Source organism: Streptomyces ardesiacus (assembly GCF_003112575.1).
GTDB lineage: Bacteria > Actinomycetota > Actinomycetes > Streptomycetales > Streptomycetaceae > Streptomyces > Streptomyces ardesiacus.
The window spans coordinates 1-21,193 of record NZ_BEWC01000005.1; the positions used below are offsets into that span (position 1 = coordinate 1).

A 21,193-nucleotide genomic window follows, 5' to 3' on the forward strand; every position below is an offset into this window, starting at 1 on the left:
TTAACATATCTGGCGTTGACTTTTGGCACGCTGTTGAGTTCTCAAGGAACGGACGCTTCCTTTGTACTCACCCTCTCGGGCTTTCCTCCGGGCGATTCCCTTCGGTCTTGCGTTTCCAACTCTATCAGATCTTTCCGATCCGATTTCCTCGGTGCTTTCCAGGTTCCCGCTTTCGCGTTTCCCTTTCCGGCGGTTCCGACTCTATCAGATCCTTTCGGGCTCTGATTCCCCGTCAGAGGGGGTTGTCTCCACGGCCCTTGGGCCGTTTCAACGAGGTGAGACTCTAGCGGACTCCCGGCTCCCGAGCTAATCGGGGGCCGCGTTCTTTCGAACATGGATTCCTCATTCCGTAAATACACGCACCGACACGACGACGACGCCGACAACGCGACTGTTCGTCGAAGAGTGGTTGGTACTTGCGGAATCGCTGTCCGGGGACCGACCGGGGTCGGCGCTCACGTCGGACAACTCGGAGAACACTAGGAGTGCGCGGCGGCCGTGTCAAATCCCGGGTGGGACGGGCTGCGCAGGCGTACGGTGGGGCTCGTGACGACGCGTACGTGCAGCCAGCTCTGGTGGCCCGCCTGACGGCGGCCGCACACACGTATGCACACGACGGCCGCCGCTTCGGCGGCCGTTTCCGTATCTCCCTCCAGGAGGGGCGGCCGGCCGGAGGCGGCGGTCCTGACCAGGAGGTGGAGAGATGACACGGGTCTTCAGTGGGGTCAAGCCGACCGGGCACCTGACGCTGGGGAACTACCTGGGAGCCATGCGGCGGTGGGCCGCGGTGGACCAGCACCGGTCGGACGCGTTGTTCTGCGTCGTCGACCTGCACGCGCTGACCGTGGACCACGACCCGGCGCGGGTGCGCAGACTCAGCCGCCAGGCGGCGTCGCTGTTGCTGGCGGCGGGGCTGGACCCCGAGCTGTGCACGGTGTTCGTGCAGAGCCACGTGGACGAGCACGCCCGGCTGTCGTACGTACTGGAGTGCGTCGCGACGGACGGGGAGATGCGGCGGATGATCCAGTACAAGGAGAAGGCGGCGCGGGAACGGGAGCGGGGCGGGAGCGTGCGGCTGTCGCTGCTGACGTATCCCGTGCTCATGGCGGCGGACATCCTGGCGTACGGGACGGACGAGGTGCCGGTCGGGGACGACCAGACGCAGCACGTCGAGCTGGCGCGGGATCTCGCGGTGCGGTTCAACCAGCGGTACGGGCACACCTTCGTGGTGCCGCGGGCGACCGGTCCCGCGGTGGCGGCCCGGGTCATGAATCTGCAGGACCCCACGTCGAAGATGGGCAAGAGCGAGGACACCGGGCCGGGGATCGTCTATCTGCTGGACGAGCCGGACGTGGTCCGGAAGAAGGTCATGCGGGCCGTGACCGACAGCGGGCGGGACGTCGTCTACGACCGGGAGGAGCGGGCGGGGCTCGCCAACCTGCTGGAGATCCTCGCCGCCTGTACGGGCGGGGACCCGGCGGAGCTGGCGGGCGGGTACGACTCGTACGGCGCGTTGAAGAAGGACACGGCGGAGGCGGTCGTCGAGATGCTGCGGCCGGTGCGGGAGCGGCACAAGGAGCTGTGCGCCGATCCCGGTTACGTGGAGGGCGTGCTGGAGGACGGGGCCGGGAAGGCCCGGGCGATGGCGCGGCCCACCGTGGACGCGGCCTACCGGGGGATCGGGCTGCTGCCCCCGGCGGGCGCCTCCCGGTAAGGGGAGCGGGCCGTCAGTCCTTGGTGCCGGAGGCCAGCTCGCGGCTGCGGTCGCGGGCGGCCTCCAGGGCGGCGATGAGGGCGGCGCGGACGCCGTGGTTCTCGAGTTCGCGGATGGCGTTGATGGTGGTGCCGGCGGGCGACGTGACGTTCTCGCGGAGCCTGACCGGGTGTTCGCCGCTGTCGCGGAGCATCTTCGCGGCGCCGATCGCGGACTGGACGATCAGGTCGTGGGCCTTGTCGCGCGGCAGGCCGAGGAGGATGCCGGCGTCGGTCATGGCCTCGACCAGGTAGAAGAAGTACGCCGGTCCCGAGCCGGAGAGGGCCGTGCAGGCGTCCTGCTGGGACTCGGGGACGCGGAGGGTCTTGCCCACGGCGCCGAAGATCTCCTCGGTGTGGGTCAGGTGGGCGGCGGTCGCGTGGGTGCCGGCGGAGATGACGGACATGGCCTCGTCGACGAGGGCCGGGGTGTTCGTCATGACGCGGACGACGGGGGTGCCGGGGGCGAGGCGCTCCTCGAAGAAGGCGGTGGGGATGCCCGCGGCGCCGCTGATGACCAGGCGGTCGGCGGGGACGTGCGGGGCGAGTTCGTCGAGGAGGGTGCCCATGTCCTGCGGCTTGACCGTGAGGATCAGGGTGTCGGCGTTCTTGGCGGCCTCGGCGTTGGTGACCGGGGTGACTCCGTGGCGGGCGCGGAGCTCGTCGGCGCGTTCCCGGCGGCGGGCGGTGACCAGGAGGTCGGCGGGGGCCCAGCCGGATCCGATCATGCCGGAGAGGAGGGCTTCGCCGATCTTGCCGGTGCCGAGGACGGCGACTTTCTGGGTCATGGGTTCGGTGCCCTCCGTGCCCTGTCTGTTCCGGGTGCGTCGTGCGTCGTGCGTCGTCGTCATCCTCGCATTCAGGGGGGTGAGTGGGGGCGTTGCGTCCAGTCCGCGGACGGTGGGAGTTCTTCGCCCCCGCCGCCCCTTCCCGTTCCCGTCCCCGGGGGCCGCCGCCCCCGGACGCCGCTTCCGGCCCCGAACGGCCTCGTCCTCGGACGCCGGACGGGCTGATTCATGCTGTTCGGCGTTTCAACGTGGCTGCGCCCAGGGCCAGGACCAGGAGGGCGCAGGCCGCGACGATCAGGACGTCCCGTACGAAGGCGGGGGTCGGGTCGGTGTGGCGCAGGACCTCGTTCATGCCGTCCACCGCGTAGGACATGGGCAGGACGTCGGAGACGGCCTCCAGGGCCGGGTGCATGGTGTCGCGGGGTGTGAAGAGGCCGCAGAGGAGGAGCTGGGGGAAGATCACCGCCGGCATGAACTGGACCGCCTGGAACTCGGAGGCCGCGAAGGCGGAGACGAAGAGGCCGAGTGCGGTGCCCAGGAGGGCGTCGAGCAGCGCGACCAGGAGCAGCAGCCAGGGGCTGCCGGTGACGTCGAGGCCCAGGAGCCAGACCGCGAGGCCCGTCGCGAGGGCGGACTGGACGATGGCGAGCGCGCCGAAGGCGAGGGCGTAGCCCGCGATGAGGTCGCCCTTGCCGAGCGGCATGGCGAGGAGGCGTTCGAGGGTGCCGGAGGTGCGCTCGCGCAGGGTCGCGATGGACGTGACCAGGAACATCGTGATCAGCGGGAAGATGCCGAGGAGCGAGGCGCCGATGGTGTCGAAGGTACGCGGGCTGCCGTCGAAGACGTAGCGCAGCAGGAAGAGCATGACGCACGGGATCAGCATCAGGAGCGCGAGGGTGCGGGGGTCGTGGCTCAGCTGGCGCAGGACGCGCGTCGCGGTGGCCGTGGTGCGGGAGAGGCTCAGGGGGCGGACGGGAGACACGGGGGTGGTCATCGGGTGGTCTCCTTCGTGCGGGGCGGCGCCTGCTCCTTCGCCTCGTCGACCAGGTGCAGGAAGGCTTCCTCGACCGTGTCGGAGCCGGTACGGGTGCGCAGGGCGTCGGGGGTGTCGTCGGCGAGGACCTCGCCCTCGCGCATCAGGAGCAGGCGGTGGCAGCGCTCGGCCTCGTCCATCACGTGGGAGGAGACGAGGAGGGTGGCGCCGCGGTCGGCGGCGAGGGAGTGGAACAGGGTCCACAGGTCGCGGCGGAGTACGGGGTCGAGGCCGACCGTCGGTTCGTCGAGGACGAGGAGTTCGGGGGCGCCCAGGAGGGCCACGGCGAGGGAGACCCTGCTGCGCTGGCCGCCGGAGAGGTGGCCGGCCAGGGAGTCGGCGTGGGTGGTGAGGTCGACGTCGGCGATGGCCCGGCCGACGTCCTCGCGGCGGTGGGCGGAGGCAGCCCGGCCGGGGCGGAGGATCTCGGCGAAGTGGTCGAGGTTCTGGCGGACGGTCAGGTCGTCGAAGACGGACGGGGCCTGGGTGACGTACCCGATGCGGGTGCGCAGGGCCGGGTGGCCGGCCGGGCGGCCGAGGACGTCCAGGGTGCCGGTGACCTTGGCCTGGGTGCCGACGATCGCCCGCATCAGGGTGGTCTTGCCGCAGCCGGAGGGACCGAGGAGACCGGTGATCCCGCCCCTCGGGACGGTGAGGCCGAGACCGCGCAGGACGGTGCGGGTGCCGCGGACGACGGTGAGGTCCTCGGCGAGCACGGCGGGCGGTGCGGGGGCGGCGCCCCGCCCTTCGGGGGGCCGGGAGGAGTGCTCCGGCAAGTAATTCATCATGCGATGAATAGTGCTCCCGGGTGCCCGCGGCGTCAACCCGCCGGACGGGGCGTCGCCGTCATTTCGGGGCGGGGCGTAGCCGTCGTTTCGGGGCGGGACGTCGCCGTCGGGGCGGGAGGTCGCCGTCGGGCCGTCGCCGTCGGGTCGGGCAGTCGTGCCGGCCCGCCGGGTCAGGTCCTCGGGGACGTTCCGAGGAGGAGGTGGACGTCGTACGTCTCCTCCACGAGTCCGTCCGGGAAGACCGACAGCAGGTGGCGGCGCTCCTCGGCGAAGAAGGCCGCGGCGCGTTCCTCGGTGTCGGTCAGGAAGGCCGAGTGGCTGCCGACGTTGGCCAGGTGGGTGTCGAGGGGGACGCGCCGGCTCCAGCGGACCACGCGGTGGACGAAGTCGAGGCTGCCGGTGGGGTCGGCGAAGCGGGGGTCGAACTTCCGTTTCTCGGCGGCGAGGTTCAGGTCGGCGAAGTGCCGGTCGATGCGCCGTCCCGCGTCCGCGATCCACGGCACGTCGGGGGCGTCGGTGTTCCACCACAGCGCCAGCGCCCCGCCCGGACGCAGCACGCGCAGCGCCTCCGGGACCGCGAGCGCGGGGTCGGTCCAGTGCCAGGCCTGGGCGTAGGCGAGGAGGTCGGCGCTGTGGCCGGCGAGGGGGAGGGCGTTGCCGTTGCCGCGGACCACGGGGACGCCCGGGAGGGTGCGGCGGAACTGGGCGGCCATGCCGGCGCCGGGTTCCACGGCGATCACGTCGGCGCCGCGCTCGTGCAGGCGGGCGGTGGCGAGGCCGGTGCCGGCGCCGACGTCCACGACGCGGGCGCCCCGGAAGGGACGGCCGGTCAGTTCCTCCAGCGCGTCGAAGAGGGCGGGCGGGTAGGAGGGGCGGTTGGCGGCGTACTGGGCCGCGGCAGCGTTGAAGGAGTGGGCGCGGGCGCCGTGGCCCGGCTGCGCGGAGGCGTTCGCGGTCGGCGGTGTCGTCATCCGGCCATGGTGGCCGGGCGGGGCGGGGGCGGAGTAGTCCTGCCGAGGGAGCGCCGTGGGGAAGGGCCTCGCGCCGCTTCGCTACTTCCGGCGCTTCTTCTTCGACGGGTTGCCCGTGCGGCGCGAGGCGCGCTTCTCGTACTCCTCGCGGGCCTTCTCGTACTCCGCGCGGTGCAGCTTCTCGCCCGGGGCCTCGGTGAAGGTGCGGAGGAAGTAGGCGAGGAGGGAGCCGACGAAGCCGATGGCGAGCAGGCCGCGCAGGGAGGACTGGCGGTCGGGGTCGGGGCGGCTGGTGAAGCCGGACCAGGTGTGGCGGAAGGCCAGGGCGCTGCAGACGGCGAACATCACGATCATCAGCAGCGAGACGAAGCCGCCGATGTCGGCGATCTGGAGGCCCTGGTAGGCGACGCGGAGCACGAAGCAGGCGGCGGCCGCCACGGCGAGCGAGCCGACGGCGAGGCCCACCCGGCGGGCGGCGTAGCCGTTGTCGTGGCGCACCCAGGTCGTGCCGTAGAACCGGAGGGGTTCGGGGCGGGGGCCCGCCTGGGTGTCGGGGGTGCCGTGGTTGCCGTTCTCTGCGCTCACGCGTCGATTATGGCCCGCGCCCGCCGGGGCGTGCGGGGCGGTCAGCCGCCCTGGCCGGCGCTGCCCATCGGGCCGACCTTCACCGGGGAGCCCGGAGTGTCCGAGGCGGGCAGCGAGGCGCCGCCCGGCCAGTCGAGGGTGACCGACTTGGTCTCGTTCGGCGGGGTCACCACCAGGCCCGTGATGCGGACGCCGGAGCCGCCCGTGTCGTTGATCGGGTAGGTGATGCCGAAGGTGACGTTCTCGCCGTCCGCGAGGACGACCGGGTCGGCCTGCTCGCCGGTGCGCTCCGCGGACAGGGTGCCCGCGTTGGTCTTCAGGTCGACGCCCGCGTAGCCGGCGAGGGCGCAGTCCCGGCCGCCGCCGTTCTTCAGGTCCACGGCGACGGTGCCCTCGGTGTCGCCGCCGACGGTGGCGTCGACCGCCGTGATCTCCAGCTCGTCGGTGCGGCACTTGGCGGCCTTGCCGTCCTCGGTGGCCCCGCCCGTTCCGCCCGTCCCGGCGGGGCTCTTGCCCGCGGAGTCCGAGCCGCCGCCCTCCTGGTCCGCGCCGGCCGAGCCCGTTCCGGCCGACGCCGAGCCTCCGTCCGGGGAGGACGGGGCGGAGGCGGCGGGCGGGGCGGAGGTCTCGTCCGTACCGTCGTCGTTCTGGCAGGCCGTGAGCGAGAGACCGGCGGCGAGGGCCATGGCGGCGAGGGTCAGCTTGCGAACGCGCATCGTTGTCTACCTCTGGGTCGGGTGTGGCGTGCCGGTCCGCCCGGACCCGTCGGTGCGAGCGGCTTCTACGCTCACCAAGACCCGCTCGGCCCGGCACGCCGTTCCCCCCGGCAACCTCCTAGTACGTCCTCAGGACATCGCTGTTACAAGGTCATCAGCAGCGCGGGGCCACGTAACCGTCGCTTCCGGTGAGGATGTACGCGTCGGAGACGTACTGGCCGCTGCCGATGTTGTCCCAGATGTTCGAGGTGCCGTAGGGGCCGGAGACCCGCTCCCCCGTGCGCTGGCAGTGGATGGACACCCTGGAACCGGCGGACAGGACCCGCACCAGGGAGTAGGTGGTGCCCGGGCCGCTGCGGACGTTCAGGCTGTAGCCCGGGGCGACCGGGTAGGTGGCCAGGGCGGCGGCCGCCGCGACGGCCGTCTCGGGCGCTCCGCCCGGCTCCTCTTCCCCGCCGCCGGTGTTCCGGACCTGGTCGAGCGACATGTGGAAACTCCCCCCGTTGCACCCCACGACTGTCGTGGGGGACCGTTGATACCCCAGGAACCAGCCATGAAACACCAGTTCGCCCCTCGTACACGCGGGGCGGCAGGCCGCCTCCGTCCCGTAGGCCCCATCGACTAGGCTCCGAGCGTCGCTCGCGCGAACGAACAGCACGGGGGTGGTTCCATGGCGCCGCAGCGGGATGCCGGGGCGGACGCGGAAGCGGAACTTCCGGAGTACGCCGGTCACTACCGTCTGGAGTCCCGGCTGGGCTCGGGCGGCATGGGCGTCGTGCACCTGGCCCGCAGCGCCTCCGGGATGCGCGTCGCGGTCAAGGTCGTGCACGCGACGTATGCCAGGGACCCCGAGTTCAGGGGCCGTTTCCGGCAGGAGGTGGCCGCGGCCCGGCGGGTGAGCGGGGCCTTCACGGCGCCGGTCGTGGACGCCGATCCGGAGGCCGGGCGACCCTGGATGGCCACGCTGTACATCCCGGGTCCGACGCTCTCCGAGCACGTGAAGCGGAACGGGCCGATGGACGAGCCCCAGTTGCGCCGGCTGATGGCCGGGCTCGCCGAGGCGCTGCGCGACATCCACCGGGTCGGTGTCGTGCACCGGGACCTGAAACCGAGCAACGTCCTGCTCGCCGAGGACGGTCCGAAGGTCATCGACTTCGGCATCTCCCGGCCGAAGGACAGCGAACTGCGCACCGAGACCGGCAAGTTGATCGGTACGCCGCCGTACATGGCGCCCGAGCAGTTCCGGCGGCCCCGGGAGGTGGGGCCGGCGGCCGACGTCTTCACCCTCGGGTCGCTGATGGTGCACGCGGCGACCGGGCGGGGGCCCTTCGACTCCGACAGCCCGTACGTCGTCGCCTACCAGGTCGTGCACGACGAGCCCGAGCTGACCGGCGTACCGGAATCGCTCGCGCCGCTGGTGCTGCGCTGCCTGGCCAAGGAGCCCGAGGACCGGCCGACGCCGGACGAGTTGATGCGGGAGCTGCGGTCGGTGGCGGCGGCCTACGACACGCAGGTGTTCGTACCGGCGGAGCCGGCCGCGACCACGGAGGCCCCGCCGCGGGCGGCCGCCGAGCCGTCCCCGCGGCCGGGGCGGGTGGTCCGGCGGCTGGGGAAGCGGTCGGCGCTCCTCGCCGGGGCGTTGGGGCTCGCCGTGACCGGGGGCCTCGTGGCCGTGCAGGCGTTCGGCGGGGCCGAGCCCGCGCGCACGGCCGCGGCGCAGAGCGCGTCCAGCCCGTTCGGGGCCTGGGAGGCGGTGCCCGCGGCGAAGGACGGCGGGATGCCGCAGTGTTCGTACGCGGGACGGCGGCTGTTGTGCGCGCGGCCCGGCCTGGTCTTCGCCCTCGACCCGGCCGACGGGAGCACGCTGTGGCGGCACCCCGTCGTCGAGGCCGTACGCAGTGAGCCGCCGGTCGTGTCGGGCGGGCTCGTGCAGCCCGAGGTCGGCCTGCTGGGTCCGCTGGAGGCCCTCGACCCGGCGACGGGCGAGCCGACGTGGCAGGAGGACATGCCCGCGTACGACGGAATGCGCACCGTCGGGGACATGCTGCTGCTCACCCGCGCCGACGGGACGGTCACCGGTGTGGACGGCGCCTCGGGGCGGACGAAGTGGGCGCACCGGATCCCGGGCCAGTCCGTGCCGTACTTCACCTCGTTCGCGGGGGAGCCGCACCCGGCGGCGTACGCGACGAGCCAGAGCGCGGACGGGAAGCGGACCCGGGTCACCGCGGTGGATCCGGCGAGCGGGGACGTGCGCTGGGACGCCGAGCTGGCGGGGGTGCTGACGCCGGTGGGGGCGGCGGACGGGTCGGTGTTCCTCGTCGCCGAAGGGGCGGTCTACGGCGACGTGGAGGCCGTGGTCCGCTACACGCCCGCGACCGGGGCGACCCGCCGGGTGGCGCTGCCGGTCCGGGTCGAGCAGGCGTCGGCGGCCGCGGGCGTGCACGGGGACACCGTGTACCTCATGGGCGCGGGCGGCTCGCTGGTCGCCGTCGACACGGCGGCGGGCAGGGAGGCCTGGCGGCTGGAGACGGGGGTGAGCCGGGGCTCGGCGCCGGTCTCCGACGGGCGGCACGTGTACGTGACCGCGCCCGACGGGCGGCTCCTCGGCGTCGACGCCCGCAAGGGCAGGCTCCTCGGGCAGACCCGGCCCCGGCTCGGCGCCGACTCCGACAAGGTGCCCGCGTCCCTGCCGGTGCCGGTGCTCGCGGGCGGGCACGTGTACGCGGGGGCGCCGGACGGGACGGTGTTCGGGGTGGCGGGGCGGGACCCGGGGACCTGGTAGGCCCGCGGGTCCCGGGCCCGGGCCCGGGACCCGCGGGGGCCGGCTGGTGGGGGTCAGCCCAGCTTGCTGACGTCGCGGACCGCGCCCTTGTCCGCGCTGGTGGCCATCGCGGCGTACGCCTTCAGGGCCGCGGAGACCTTGCGGTCGCGGTTCTTCGGGGCGTACACGCCGTTCAGGGCCTGCTCGCGGCGGCTCAGCTCGGCGTCGTCCACGAGCAGCTCGATGGAGCGGTTCGGGATGTCGATGCGGATGCGGTCGCCGTCCTCGACCAGGGCGATGGTGCCGCCGGCCGCCGCCTCCGGGGAGGCGTGACCGATGGACAGGCCCGAGGTGCCGCCGGAGAAGCGGCCGTCGGTGACCAGGGCACAGGTCTTCCCGAGGCCCCGGCCCTTGAGGTACGAGGTCGGGTAGAGCATCTCCTGCATGCCGGGGCCGCCCTTGGGGCCCTCGTAGCGGATGACGACGACGTCGCCCTCCTTCACCTGCTGGGTGAGGATCTTCTGGACGGCCTCCTCCTGCGACTCGCAGACGACGGCCGGGCCCTCGAAGGTCCAGATCGACTCGTCGACTCCGGCCGTCTTGACGACGCAGCCGTCCACGGCGAGGTTGCCGCGCAGGACCGCGAGGCCGCCGTCCTTGGAGTAGGCGTGCTCGACGGAGCGGATGCAGCCGCCCTCGGCGTCCTCGTCCAGGGTCTCCCAGCGCTCGGACTGGGAGAAGGCCTCGGCGGAGCGGACGCAGCCGGGGGCCGCGTGCCACAGCTCGACCGCCTCCTTGGAGGGGGAGCCGCCGCGCACGTCCCAGGTCTTCAGCCAGTCGGCCAGGGACGGGCTGTGGACGGAGTGCACGTCCTCGTTGAGCAGGCCGCCGCGGTGCAGTTCGCCGAGGAGGGCGGGGATGCCCCCCGCGCGGTGCACGTCCTCCATGTAGTACGTGCGGTCCTTGGCGACGTTGGGCGCGACCTTGGCCAGGCAGGGGACGCGGCGCGAGAGGGCGTCCATCTCGGTGAGGCCGTAGGCGACCTCCGCCTCCTGGGCGGCGGCCAGCAGGTGCAGGATCGTGTTGGTGGAGCCGCCCATCGCGATGTCGAGCGCCATGGCGTTCTCGAAGGCCGCGGGGGTGGCGATGTTGCGGGGCAGGACCGAGTCGTCGTCCTGCTCGTAGTAGCGGCGGGTCAGGTCCAGGACCGTGCGGGCGGCGTTCTCGTAGAGCGCCTTGCGGGCGGTGTGGGTGGCCAGGACCGAGCCGTTGCCCGGGAGGGAGAGGCCGATCGCCTCGGTCAGGCAGTTCATCGAGTTGGCGGTGAACATGCCGGAACAGGAGCCGCAGGTGGGGCAGGCGTTCTCCTCGATGCGGAGGATGTCCGCGTCGGAGATCTTCTCGTTGACCGCCTCCGACATCGCGTCGACCAGGTCGAGGGTGCGGACCGTGCCGTCGACCAGGGTGGCGCGGCCGGACTCCATCGGGCCGCCGGAGACGAAGACGGTCGGGATGTTCAGGCGCAGGGCCGCGTTGAGCATGCCCGGGGTGATCTTGTCGCAGTTGGAGATGCAGATCAGGGCGTCGGCGCAGTGGGCCTCGACCATGTACTCCACGCTGTCCGCGATCAGGTCGCGGGAGGGCAGGCTGTAGAGCATGCCGCCGTGGCCCATCGCGATGCCGTCGTCCACGGCGATCGTGTTGAACTCGCGCGGGATGCCGCCCGCGGCGACGACCGCCTCGCTGACGATGCGGCCGACGGGGGCCAGGTGCGTGTGGCCCGGCACGAACTCCGTGAAGCTGTTGGCGACGGCGATGATCGGCTTCCGCCCGATGTCCGCGCCGGGTACACCGGAGGCACGCATAAGGGCGCGGGCGCCCGCCATGTTGCGGCCGTGGGTGACTGTGCGGGACCTCAGTTCGGGCATCGTCGCTCGCTCCTTCGGAGAGTTATGACTGCCGTCGAGCGTACGCCGGTCATCCAGGGGTCGGGACAGGGCGTCCGGAATGCGGGACGCGCGTCTCGCCGTACGCCGTCGGCGGGTGGCCTTCAGGGGCCGGTGAGGTGGCCCTGGACGACCGGTGCCAGGCGGGCGACGATCTGCTCGGGGTCCGCCGAGGCCAGCGGCTCCACCTTGATCACGTAGCGGAGCATGGCACAGCCCACCAGTTGCGCCGCCGCCAGTTCGACGCGCAGTTCCGCGTCCGGCAGGCCCACCTGGGCGGCGACCCGGCGCAGCACCTGGGCGACGATCAGCCGGCGGAAGACGGCGGCGGCGGTCTCGTTGTTCACGGCGGAGCGGACGATGGCCAGCAGGGGCGTCCGGCTGGCCGGGTTCTCCCAGAGACCGAGGATGAAGCGGGTGAGACGCTCGCCCACCTCGTCGAGGGGGGCGTCGCCGATCGCCTCGGGGGCCTGCAGGGCCGGCGCGAAGGCGACCTCGACGGCCGCCTCGAAGACCTGCTCCTTGGTGCCGAAGTAGTGGTGGACCAGTGCCGGGTCCACGCCCGCCGCCTTGGCGATGCCGCGTACGGAGGTCTTCTCGTAGCCCCGCTCGGAGAACTCCTCGCGGGCGGTGACGAGGATGCGGTCGCGGGTGTCCCCGGACTCGGTGCGGCGCGGGCGTCCGCGGCGCCGGACGGTCCCGTCGGCGCCGCCGCTCACCGGCGGTCCGTCCGCGTCGCCGCTCACCGGCGGTCCGTCCGCGTCGCCGCGGCCCCCGGCACCGGGGATGCCGAGCGCGCCAGGTGCTCGCGGGTGAAGGCGAGCGCCTCGGCGAGATCGGCCTCGCGTTCGGCGCCGGACATCGCGCGCCTGGTGTTGACCTCGATCACGACGTGGCCGTCGAAACCGGTGCGGGTGAGGTGCTCCAGGACCTCGGCGCAGGGCTGGTTGCCGCGGCCGGGGACGAGGTGCTCGTCCTTGGCGGAGCCCTTGCCGTCGGCGAGGTGGACGTGGCCGAGGCGGTCGCCCATGCGGTCCACCATCCCGAGGGCGTCGGTGCGGGAGGTCGCGGCGTGGCTGAGGTCGATCGTGAAGTGCCGGTAGTCGTCCTTGGTCACGTCCCAGTCGGGGGCGTACGCCTGCATCTCGCGGTCGCGGTACCGCCAGGGGTACATGTTCTCGACGGCGAAGCGGACGTCCGTCTCGTTCGCCATCCGCCAGACGCCGTCGACGAAGCCGCGGGCGTACTGGCGCTGCCAGCGGAAGGGAGGGTGCACGACGACGGTGGACGCGCCGAGCTTCTCGGCGGCCGCGCGGGCACGCTGGAGCTTGACCCAGGGGTCGGTGGACCAGACGCGCTGGGTGATGAGCAGACACGGTGCGTGCACGGCCAGTATCGGCATGCGGTGGTAGTCGCTGAGTCTGCGCAGCGCCTCGATGTCCTGGCTGACCGGATCCGTCCAGACCATCACCTCGACGCCGTCGTAACCGAGGCGTGCGGCGATCTCGAAGGCCGTCGCCGTCGACTCCGGGTAGACGGAAGCCGTCGACAGGGCCACCTTCGGGTCCGGGGTGCGGACGTCGTCCCTTGGGTTTGCCACGGGGGCCAGGGTACGGGGTGCCCGGCGGGGGTCGTGGGGTGCCCAATCGGCGTTGTGGTCATTGCCATAGGGCGGGTGTGGGGGGCCGCCCGGGGGCGCGGGGTGCCCGCCCGGGGCGTGGGGGGCCCAATCGCCGTCGTGGTCAGTGCCATGGGGCGGGTGCGGGGGCCCGCCGGGGGTGCGGGGTGCCCAATCGCCGTCGCGGTCAGTGCCATGGGGCGGGGTGCGGGGTGCGTCGTGGTCTCGCGCGCACGCGGCGGAGCCGCGGATCGGCACGGCTCCGCGTCGCTTACGGGTGCGCTGTCCCTCCTTACGGCGCGCTGTCCCTCCCTACGGGCGCGCTACCCCTGGCCCATGTGGTCCAGGCGTCGGAGGATCACGCCCTCCCTGAGGGCCCACGGGCAGATGTCCAGGCTCTCCACGTGGAAGAGGTCCATCGCCGCCTCCGCGACCAGGGAACCGGCCAGGAGCTGGTGGGCGCGGCCCTCCGAGACGCCGGGGAGTTCGGCGCGTTCGGCGCTGGTCATGGCCGCCAGGCGGGGCACCCATGCCTCCAGTGAGGCCCGCTTCAGCTCGCGCTGGACGTAGAGGCCCTCGGCGGACCGGGCGGCACCGGTGATGCGGGCGAGCTGCCGGAAGGTCTTCGAGGTGGCGACCACGTGGTCGGGGGCGCCGAGGCGGCTGAACTCGCCGACCGTCCGCGCGATCTCCGTACGGACGTGGCGGCGCAGCGCCCTGACGTCGTCGGGGTGGGGCGGGTCGTCGGGCAGCCGGGCGGCGGTCAGCCGGCCCGCGCCGAGCGGCAGCGACACGGCGGCGTCGGGTTCCTCGTCGATGCCGTAGGCGATCTCCAGGGAGCCGCCTCCGATGTCGAGGACCAGCAGCCTGCCCGCGGACCAGCCGAACCAGCGGCGGGCGGCGAGGAAGGTGAGCCGGGCCTCCTCCTCGCCGGTGAGGACGGTCAGCTCCACGCCGGTGTCGGCCCGCACGCGCGCGAGGACGTCGTCGGCGTTGCCCGCCTCGCGCACGGCCGAGGTGGCGAACGGCAGGAGGTCCTCCACCCCCTTGTCCTCGGCGGCCTGCAGGGCCTCGCGCACGACCGCGACCAGCCGGTCGACGCCGTCGGGGCCGATCGCCCCGTCCTCGTCGAGGAGCTGGGCGAGGCGCAGTTCCACCTTGTACGAGTGGGCGGGCAGCGGGCGGGCGCCGGGGTGCGCGTCCACCACCAGCAGGTGCACCGTGTTCGAACCCACGTCGAGGACACCGAGTCTCATGTACGGAACGCTACTGCGGGCGGGGCCCGCGGTGGTCCCGTCCCCGTGCTTCGGCGACTTACCCTGGAGCCGTGCCAAAGACGAAAAAGGCGAAGGACGAAAAGTCGGCCAAGAAGGATAAGAAGCGCATCACGGGCGGGGTGAGCGACGAGAAGGGGCTCGACTTCGCGCGCGCGTGGGTGGAGTTCCCCGACCCCGCGGACGACGAGCAGGTCTTCCGGTGCGACCTGACCTGGCTGACCTCCCGCTGGAACTGCATCTTCGGCAGCGGCTGCCAGGGCATCCAGGCGGGCCGCGCGGACGACGGGTGCTGCTCGCTGGGCGCGCACTTCTCCGACGAGGACGACGAGAAGCGCGTCGCCGGTCATGTGGCGAGGCTCACTCCGGACATCTGGCAGCACCACGCCGAGGGCACGCGCAACGGCTGGATCTCCGAGGACGACGAGGGTTCCCGGCAGACCCGGCCCTTCCAGGGCTCCTGCATCTTCCAGAACCGGCCCGGGTTCTCGGGGGGCGCGGGCTGCTCGCTGCACATCCTGGCGCTCAAGGAGGGCCGGGAGCCGCTGGAGACCAAGCCGGACGTGTGCTGGCAGTTGCCGGTGCGGCGGACGTACGAGTGGATCGACCGGCCCGACGACACGCGCGTGCTGCAGGTGTCGATCGGTGAGTACGACCGGCGGGGCTGGGGCCCGGGCGGACACGACCTGCACTGGTGGTGCACGTCGGCGACCTCGGCGCACGGCGCGGGCGAGCCCGTGTACGTGTCCTACCGGCCGGAGTTGATCGAGCTGATGGGCAAGGCGGGGTACGACCGGCTGGTCGAGCTGTGCGAGGAGCGGCTGGCCTCGCAGTTGCCGTTGGTGGCACCGCATCCGGCGGATCCCGGGGTTCGGTGAGACCGCGGGCCGGGGTTCGGTGAGACCGAGGGCCGGTTTCGTGCCGGGTTACGAGTCCGACGGGCTCGGGGTGCCACTGCCCGGCGGGGATGACGAGTCGTCCGGGCCGCCGGTCGGGGACGGCTCGTCGGTCGTCGGGTCCGGGCCGGGCGAGGTCGGCGGCGGGTCGTCGGTGGGCGTCGGGTCCGGGTCGGTCGGGTGCGGGGTGGACGGGCCCGGGTCCGGGGTGTGGCCCGGAAGGGGCGGGCGCGTGGCGCCGCCGGGGGTGCTGGGACGCGGATCCGGGCGGGACGGGGTGGGTGCGCGGCCGTAGCCCTGGATGGTCACGACGGCGTGGGCGGGCGAGACGGCCACCCGGGCGCTCCAGTGGCCGGACGGCTCGCGCAGGTGGTCCACGTACACCCGGACCGTCACGGACTCGCCGGGGTGCAGGGTGCCCGAGGACTGGCTCAGGTAGAGCCAGGCGGCGCCGACGGACACGGACCAGCGCACCGGGGCGTCGCCGGTCGCGGTCAGGGTGACCAGCGTGGTCCCGCCCCGGTGGCCGGCCGTCACCCCGAGGCGGCCGGTGCCCTTCTCGCCGGCGCCGGGGACGCCGACGACCTCCACGGAGACGTCGGCCCCGCCGTTCTTGCCGAAGCCGGGACCCGGGGTGGTGCTCGCGTTGCCCGCGTTCTCGTAGCCGCCGCCCGCCGGCTCGCGGCCCGGGCCGTCCGGGTCCTGTGTCTCGCTGGCGCTGGCCGAGCGGCCCTCCTCGCCCTCGACGACGGGGGTGCCCCGGTGGGCCGCCCACAGGGCCAGCACCGGGGCCGCCACGACGGTGGCGACGACGGTGGTGGTGACGGCACGCGCGCGCATGCGGTCCCGCCGGGCGGCGCGGTCCTTGGGGTCCATCGGGAAGCCGCGCCGGTCGAAACGGGGGGCGTTGCCCCGCGCGCGCGAGCTGTGGGGCGGGGCCTTGTGCAGGACGGTGCGGGGGGCCTCCAGGACGGGCAGCTCGGCGGGGGTGACGCTGGTGCCGGGCCAGCGGCCGGGGATCGCGCGCTCGGCGGTACGGCGGCAGCGGGGGCAGTCGTCCACGTGCCGGACCAGTTCGCGGCGCAGGGCGCTGCTGAGGACGTAGCGGTTGTCGCCGGTGAGGCGGGCGACGCCGGCGCAGGTGCCGGTCTCGACGACGGCGAGGGCGGCGCGGGTGCGTTCCACCTCGCAGGCGGCGGAGGCGAGCAGTTCGCGGGCGGCGGCGAGGTCCATGCCGAGGACGGCGGCCACCTCGTGCGGGGCGAGGTGGTGGCGCACGGCGAGTTCGAGCGCCTCGCGCTGCTCGGGGGTGGTGCCGGCTGCCTCCGGCCAGGCGAGGAGGGCGAGTTGGCTGCGGTGGCGCTGGTGGGTCTCGTCGTGGGCGGGCGTGGACGTGGCCGGGGTGGTGGGCGTGGCCGGGGCCGGGGTCGTGGGGCGGCCTGCCGCGTGGCTGCTCGGACGTTTCTGCTTGGCCTCGGCCAGGTGGCGCAGGCAGGCCCAGCGGGCCAGCGCGTACAGCCAGGCCCTGCGGTCGGCCGCGGACGCGGGGGCGCGGTGGCCGCGGCGCTCGGCGAGCGCGAGGACGTCGCCCAGGGCGGCGGTCGCGGCGTCGTGGTCGCAGAGGACGGAGAGGCAGTACGTGAACAGGCCGTCCAGATACGCGTCGTACGCGGCGTACCGCACGGGCGGACGCGGTGCCGGCGGCTGTGCCGACGGTTGGGCCGGCGGCTGTGCCAGCACCCTCGCCGCGGTGCGGTCACGCGCTTCCCGGTGCGCCCGGTGTGCGCCGGTCGTGCGGGTCGTGGTTTCCGGACTGCTCCTCATCACTCGGCGACCGTAGGGGGCTATGGGTGGCGCGAACTGGCGCGTTGGGCACATTTAATCCGTACGGGTGAAACGACCCCTCATAAGGGGACAGGAAGCCGCCCTTCCGTGGCCGGGGCGGGGTTGTCGTCGTCCGTTCGGGGTGTGGGGCGCGGGTGCCTGCGGCGCCTGTGGGGGTGGGTGGGGTGAGCGTTCTCGCGGTGCGTTGTGGGTGGGGTGCGTTTGCCTGCGGCGCCTGTGCGGGTTCGGTGGGGGTGCGCGGTGCGCGGTGCGGTGCGTTGTGGGTCGGGGCCGCGCCGGGGGGTGTCCGTCCTCGGAACGGCGCGGAATCGGTCGGCCACAGATCTTTGCGGCGTTGACGCGCCAACCGCTGCGGGCGGACACCCCCCGACACGTCCCCTTCTCGCCGTACGCGGCTGCCCCGCCGCGTCGCCCTCCACCAGCTGCGGGCAGTCGCCACGCCCCCAGCTGCGGGCAGTCGTGCCTCCCCCAGTGCCTGAACGGCCTGGGAGATACCCCCAGGCGGCACGGGTGGGCGCAGCGGCACCCCGCTACGCCGGGCTCGCGACCCGACCCCGCACCCGCACACACCCCGGGGCACCGTCAACGCCGGACCACGCACCCCGCCCCCGGGTCCGCTGTCAGTGGGGGCGGTTACCGTTCGTGCATGGCTGCCCGTACGAAGTCCGCCAAGGAACGGCCGTCCTACCGCTGCACCGAGTGCGGCTGGCAGACGGCCAAGTGGCTCGGCCGCTGCCCCGAATGCCAGGCATGGGGCACGGTCGAGGAGTACGGCGTGCCCGCCGTGCGTACGACCGCGCCGGGGCGCGTGACCACCTCCGCCGTGCCGATCGGCCAGGTCGACGGCCGTCAGGCGACCGCCCGCTCCACCGGCGTGCCCGAGCTGGACCGGGTGCTCGGCGGCGGCCTGGTGCCCGGTGCCGTGGTGCTCGTCGCGGGCGAGCCGGGTGTCGGGAAGTCCACGCTGCTGCTGGACGTGGCGGCCAAGTCCGCGAGCGACGAGCACCGGACGCTGTACGTCACCGGTGAGGAGTCGGCCAGCCAGGTGCGGCTGCGGGCCGACCGGATCCACGCCATCGACGATCACCTGTATCTCGCCGCCGAGACCGATCTCGCCGCGGTGCTCGGGCACCTGGACGCCGTGAAGCCCTCGCTGCTGATCCTGGACTCCGTGCAGACCGTCGCCTCGCCCGAGATCGACGGCGCCCCGGGCGGCATGGCGCAGGTGCGGGAGGTGGCCGGCGCGCTGATCCGCGCATCCAAGGAGCGCGGCATGTCCACGCTGCTGGTGGGCCACGTCACCAAGGACGGGGCCATCGCGGGGCCGCGGCTGCTGGAGCACCTCGTGGACGTCGTGCTGCATTTCGAGGGCGACCGGCATGCGCGGCTGCGGCTGGTGCGGGGCGTCAAGAACCGGTACGGGACGACCGACGAGGTCGGCTGCTTCGAGCTGCACGACGAGGGGATCACGGGGCTCGCCGACCCCAGTGGGCTGTTCCTCACGCGGCGGGCCGAGCCGGTGCCCGGCACCTGTCTGACCGTCACCCTGGAGGGGCGCCGGCCGCTGGTCGCCGAGGTGCAGGCGCTGACCGTCGACTCGCAGATTCCGTCGCCGCGGCGTACGACCTCGGGGCTGGAGACCTCGCGGGTGTCGATGATGCTGGCCGTGCTGGAGCAGCGCGGGCGCATCAGCGCGCTGGGCAAGAGGGACATCTACAGCGCGACGGTGGGGGGTGTGAAGCTCTCCGAGCCCGCCGCCGACCTCGCCGTGGCGCTGGCGCTGGCGAGCGCGGCCAGTGACACTCCGCTGCCCAAGAACCTCGTCGCGATCGGCGAGGTCGGTCTCGCCGGGGAGGTGAGACGGGTCACGGGCGTGCAGCGCAGGCTTTCCGAGGCGCACCGGCTGGGCTTCACGCATGCGCTGGTACCGGCCGATCCGGGCCGGGTGCCCGACGGCATGAAGGTGCTGGAAGTCGCGGACATGGGGGACGCCCTGCGGGTGCTTCCGCGCTCGCGTCGCCGAGAGGCCCCACGGGAGGAGGGGGACCGCCGGTAGACTTTGCCCTGGTCTCGCCCGTCCGTACGGCCGAATGTGCGACACGGGAGCGCCAGAAGAACCTGCGACCGGAGGAGTGCAGTGGCAGCCAACGACCGGGCAGCAGCTCCCGGAAAGTCCGGTGGGAGTGCCGGTGCCGATGGCCTGATGCGCGCCTCACTGAGCGCCGTGGCGCCCGGCACGTCCCTGCGCGACGGCCTGGAGCGGGTCCTGCGCGGCAACACCGGCGGTCTGATCGTGCTGGGTTCCGACAAGACCGTCGAGCAGATGTGCACGGGCGGTTTCGTCCTGGACGTCGAGTTCACCGCGACCCGGCTGCGCGAGCTGTGCAAGCTGGACGGCGGCATCGTGCTCTCCTCGGACCTGTCGAAGATCCTGCGGGCGGGGGTGCAGCTCCTCCCGGATCCGACCATTCCGACGGAGGAGACCGGCACCCGGCACCGGACGGCGGACCGGGTCAGCAAGCAGGTCGGGTTCCCCGTCGTGTCGGTGTCGCAGTCGATGCGGCTGATCGCCCTGTACGTGGACGGGCAGCGCAGGGTGCTGGAGGACTCGGCCGCGATCCTGTCCCGGGCCAATCAGGCGCTGGCGACCCTGGAGCGCTACAAGCTGCGCCTCGACGAGGTCGCGGGCACGCTGTCTGCGCTGGAGATCGAGGACCTGGTGACGGTGCGGGACGTCTCGGCGGTCGCGCAGCGCCTGGAGATGGTGCGCCGGATCGCCACCGAGATCGCCGAGTACGTGGTGGAGCTGGGGACCGACGGGCGGCTGCTCGCCCTGCAGTTGGACGAGCTGATCGCCGGGGTGGAGCCGGAGCGCGAGCTGGTCGTGCGGGACTACGTGCCCGAGCCGACCGCGAAGCGGTCGCGCACGGTCGACGAGGCGCTCGCGGAGCTGGACAAGCTCAGCCATGCCGAGCTGCTGGAACTGTCCACGGTGGCACGGGCGTTGGGGTACACCGGGTCGCCCGAGACGCTGGACTCCGCGGTGTCGCCGCGCGGGTTCCGGCTGCTGGCCAAGGTGCCGCGGCTGCCGGGCGCGATCATCGACCGGCTGGTGGAGCACTTCGGCGGCCTGCAGAAGCTCCTCGCCGCCAGCGTCGACGACCTCCAGACGGTGGACGGCGTCGGCGAGGCGCGGGCCCGCAGCGTGCGCGAGGGACTGTCGCGGCTGGCGGAGTCGTCGATCCTGGAGCGTTACGTCTGAACGCCCGGGCGTCCGCGGTCAGTCGCTGGTGAGGACGAACGACGTCTGCACCTTCTCGAACCCGGCCGCCTTGGCCTCCACCAGGTAGGTGCCCGCCTTGGCCGAACCCGCCGGGGGCGTGCCGCACTCGGGGGCGCTCGGCCTGCGGTCCCACTTCACGGTGTAGGTGATGCCGCTGCCCGCGGCCACCCGGTAGCGCAGGCTGCCCGCGCCCTTGACGCAGTCGTCCGAGGCCCAGTAGGCGTCGTCGGCGTCGGCCGGGGTGATCGTGAAGACCGCGTGTTCCGGGCCGAGGTCGACCTTGCAGTCGCTGCCGGAGGTGTTCCGCGCGGTCAGTTCGAAGGCGGGGGTCTGGCCGGGCGTGTAGCTGTTGCGGACACTGCGCAGGCTCAACTTCACCGCGCCGGGCGCGCAGTTGGGCAGGGACGATCCGGCGGGCAGCGCGTCGCCCGCGCCGACGCCCGTCACCGCGCCGCCGCCCGCGCCGCCGGACGACGCGTCCGATCCGTCGCCGCCGGACTGCCCGCCGCCGGAACCGGCCCCGGCGCCCGATCCGTCACCGCCGCCGGAACCCGCCCCGGATCCCGAGCCGTTGGAGTCCCCGCCCCCCGACTCGTCGCGCCCGCCCGGGGCCTGGCTGATCGCCGGCCCGGATCCCGAGGGGCCCGGGGTGATGGAAGGTGCCGGGTTCTTGCCGTCGGCCCCGCTCTCGCGGCCGTTGCCGCCGTCCCCGCCGCCGGAGACCACGATCCAGGTGATCAATAGCGCCAACAGGGCGAAAAGAGACAGCAGTACGGCCCTCCGTCGCCAGTAGATGGAGGAGGGAAGCGGCCCGACCGGATTGCGCAGTGATCCCACGGCCCAAACTGTACGAGAGATCGGCGCGTTCCCTTGTCCCACCCGCCGTTCGGGCTCGCAACTTTTACGGATCATCATTCCGGCAGCCCCGGTCCCCCGG

The 21,193-nt window shown here is 73.3% G+C and carries 18 protein-coding genes; 5 read left to right on the forward strand and 13 right to left on the reverse strand.

The window, feature by feature from the left end; all coding sequences use genetic code 11:
• The first annotated feature begins 703 nt into the window (after positions 1–703).
• Positions 704–1,714 carry a tryptophan--tRNA ligase gene (trpS, locus tag Sdi02f_RS16475; RefSeq protein WP_108933571.1) on the forward strand — a complete coding sequence of 337 codons (1,011 nt, stop codon included), beginning with the start codon at positions 704–706 and terminating at the stop codon, positions 1,712–1,714.
• 13 nt (positions 1,715–1,727) lie between these two features.
• Here the strand turns inward: trpS and proC are convergent, their stop codons facing one another.
• The 7 genes from proC to Sdi02f_RS16510 form a co-directional block, all read right to left on the reverse strand.
• Complete coding sequence (gene proC / locus Sdi02f_RS16480) at positions 1,728–2,540, reverse strand: pyrroline-5-carboxylate reductase (RefSeq protein WP_031050347.1); 813 nt, start codon at positions 2,538–2,540, stop codon at positions 1,728–1,730.
• Positions 2,541–2,766: 226 nt separating this feature from the next.
• Entirely contained in the window at positions 2,767–3,534 is a 768-nt protein-coding gene (locus Sdi02f_RS16485; protein WP_030404765.1) for an ABC transporter permease, read from the reverse strand.
• Positions 3,531–4,361, reverse strand: coding sequence for an ABC transporter ATP-binding protein (locus Sdi02f_RS16490; protein ID WP_031088161.1), 831 nt, complete (start codon positions 4,359–4,361; stop codon positions 3,531–3,533). Before Sdi02f_RS16490 ends, Sdi02f_RS16485 begins: the two co-directional genes overlap by 4 nt.
• A 170-nt stretch (positions 4,362–4,531) precedes the next feature.
• Positions 4,532–5,332, reverse strand: a complete 801-nt coding sequence (locus Sdi02f_RS16495; RefSeq protein WP_108933572.1) for a class I SAM-dependent methyltransferase — start codon at positions 5,330–5,332, stop codon at positions 4,532–4,534.
• A gap of 81 nt (positions 5,333–5,413) precedes the next feature.
• Positions 5,414–5,917 (reverse strand): hypothetical protein, encoded by a 504-nt coding sequence (locus Sdi02f_RS16500; RefSeq protein ID WP_030404768.1) that lies wholly within the window; start codon positions 5,915–5,917, stop codon positions 5,414–5,416.
• A gap of 41 nt (positions 5,918–5,958) precedes the next feature.
• The gene (locus Sdi02f_RS16505; protein ID WP_053639580.1) at positions 5,959–6,633 is read right to left on the reverse strand and encodes a DUF4232 domain-containing protein; all 675 of its coding nucleotides are present in this window, start codon (positions 6,631–6,633) and stop codon (positions 5,959–5,961) included.
• Positions 6,634–6,787: 154 nt separating this feature from the next.
• Positions 6,788–7,120, reverse strand: coding sequence for an SH3 domain-containing protein (locus Sdi02f_RS16510; RefSeq protein WP_030404770.1), 333 nt, complete (start codon positions 7,118–7,120; stop codon positions 6,788–6,790).
• A gap of 183 nt (positions 7,121–7,303) precedes the next feature.
• Between Sdi02f_RS16510 and Sdi02f_RS16515 the strand changes: the two genes are divergently transcribed.
• Complete coding sequence (locus Sdi02f_RS16515; RefSeq protein ID WP_053639579.1) at positions 7,304–9,415, forward strand: serine/threonine-protein kinase; 2,112 nt, start codon at positions 7,304–7,306, stop codon at positions 9,413–9,415.
• Between the two features lie 53 nt (positions 9,416–9,468).
• On the opposite strand, the gene ilvD is transcribed toward Sdi02f_RS16515, so the two are convergent.
• From ilvD to Sdi02f_RS16535, 4 genes are all read right to left on the reverse strand, one after another.
• Positions 9,469–11,322 carry a dihydroxy-acid dehydratase gene (ilvD, locus tag Sdi02f_RS16520; RefSeq protein WP_030404772.1) on the reverse strand — a complete coding sequence of 618 codons (1,854 nt, stop codon included), beginning with the start codon at positions 11,320–11,322 and terminating at the stop codon, positions 9,469–9,471.
• 122 nt (positions 11,323–11,444) lie between these two features.
• Complete coding sequence (locus tag Sdi02f_RS16525; RefSeq protein WP_031088152.1) at positions 11,445–12,059, reverse strand: TetR/AcrR family transcriptional regulator; 615 nt, start codon at positions 12,057–12,059, stop codon at positions 11,445–11,447.
• Between the two features lie 23 nt (positions 12,060–12,082).
• Positions 12,083–12,940: a sugar phosphate isomerase/epimerase family protein gene (locus tag Sdi02f_RS16530; RefSeq protein WP_030404774.1), complete on the reverse strand. Its 858-nt coding sequence runs from the start codon at positions 12,938–12,940 to the stop codon at positions 12,083–12,085.
• Between the two features lie 341 nt (positions 12,941–13,281).
• The gene (locus tag Sdi02f_RS16535; protein ID WP_030404775.1) at positions 13,282–14,214 is read right to left on the reverse strand and encodes a Ppx/GppA family phosphatase; all 933 of its coding nucleotides are present in this window, start codon (positions 14,212–14,214) and stop codon (positions 13,282–13,284) included.
• A gap of 71 nt (positions 14,215–14,285) precedes the next feature.
• Here Sdi02f_RS16535 and Sdi02f_RS16540 point away from each other — a divergent pair, with 71 nt between their 5' ends.
• Entirely contained in the window at positions 14,286–15,110 is an 825-nt protein-coding gene (locus Sdi02f_RS16540; protein ID WP_053665984.1) for a DUF3109 family protein, read from the forward strand.
• A gap of 48 nt (positions 15,111–15,158) precedes the next feature.
• On the opposite strand, the gene Sdi02f_RS16545 is transcribed toward Sdi02f_RS16540, so the two are convergent.
• A complete protein-coding gene (locus Sdi02f_RS16545; RefSeq protein WP_108933573.1) occupies positions 15,159–16,952 on the reverse strand; it encodes a BACON domain-containing protein in 1,794 nt (597 codons plus the stop codon).
• 667 nt (positions 16,953–17,619) lie between these two features.
• On the opposite strand from Sdi02f_RS16545, the gene radA reads away from it, so the two are divergent.
• Positions 17,620–19,029, forward strand: coding sequence for a DNA repair protein RadA (gene radA, locus Sdi02f_RS16550; RefSeq protein WP_030404778.1), 1,410 nt, complete (start codon positions 17,620–17,622; stop codon positions 19,027–19,029).
• A gap of 81 nt (positions 19,030–19,110) precedes the next feature.
• Positions 19,111–20,235 (forward strand): DNA integrity scanning diadenylate cyclase DisA, encoded by a 1,125-nt coding sequence (gene disA / locus Sdi02f_RS16555; RefSeq protein ID WP_030404779.1) that lies wholly within the window; start codon positions 19,111–19,113, stop codon positions 20,233–20,235.
• A gap of 18 nt (positions 20,236–20,253) precedes the next feature.
• On the opposite strand, the gene Sdi02f_RS35905 is transcribed toward disA, so the two are convergent.
• On the reverse strand, positions 20,254–21,093 hold the full coding sequence (locus Sdi02f_RS35905) for a hypothetical protein (RefSeq protein WP_031184649.1): 840 nt from the start codon (positions 21,091–21,093) through the stop codon (positions 20,254–20,256).
• Positions 21,094–21,193: the final 100 nt, after the last annotated feature.

Bases quoted from the DNA above. Each gene is read 5' to 3' on its own strand.
- trpS (WP_108933571.1), top strand. From the start codon at position 704: ATGACACGGGTCTTCAGTGGGGTCAAGCCGACCGGGCACCTGACGCTG.
- proC (WP_031050347.1), bottom strand. From the start codon at position 2,540: ATGACCCAGAAAGTCGCCGTCCTCGGCACCGGCAAGATCGGCGAAGCC.
- Sdi02f_RS16485 (WP_030404765.1), bottom strand. From the start codon at position 3,534: ATGACCACCCCCGTGTCTCCCGTCCGCCCCCTGAGCCTCTCCCGCACC.
- Sdi02f_RS16490 (WP_031088161.1), bottom strand. From the start codon at position 4,361: ATGATGAATTACTTGCCGGAGCACTCCTCCCGGCCCCCCGAAGGGCGG.
- Sdi02f_RS16495 (WP_108933572.1), bottom strand. From the start codon at position 5,332: ATGACGACACCGCCGACCGCGAACGCCTCCGCGCAGCCGGGCCACGGC.
- Sdi02f_RS16505 (WP_053639580.1), bottom strand. From the start codon at position 6,633: ATGCGCGTTCGCAAGCTGACCCTCGCCGCCATGGCCCTCGCCGCCGGT.
- Sdi02f_RS16510 (WP_030404770.1), bottom strand. From the start codon at position 7,120: ATGTCGCTCGACCAGGTCCGGAACACCGGCGGCGGGGAAGAGGAGCCG.
- Sdi02f_RS16515 (WP_053639579.1), top strand. From the start codon at position 7,304: ATGGCGCCGCAGCGGGATGCCGGGGCGGACGCGGAAGCGGAACTTCCG.
- ilvD (WP_030404772.1), bottom strand. From the start codon at position 11,322: ATGCCCGAACTGAGGTCCCGCACAGTCACCCACGGCCGCAACATGGCG.
- Sdi02f_RS16535 (WP_030404775.1), bottom strand. From the start codon at position 14,214: ATGAGACTCGGTGTCCTCGACGTGGGTTCGAACACGGTGCACCTGCTG.
- Sdi02f_RS16545 (WP_108933573.1), bottom strand. From the start codon at position 16,952: ATGAGGAGCAGTCCGGAAACCACGACCCGCACGACCGGCGCACACCGG.
- radA (WP_030404778.1), top strand. From the start codon at position 17,620: ATGGCTGCCCGTACGAAGTCCGCCAAGGAACGGCCGTCCTACCGCTGC.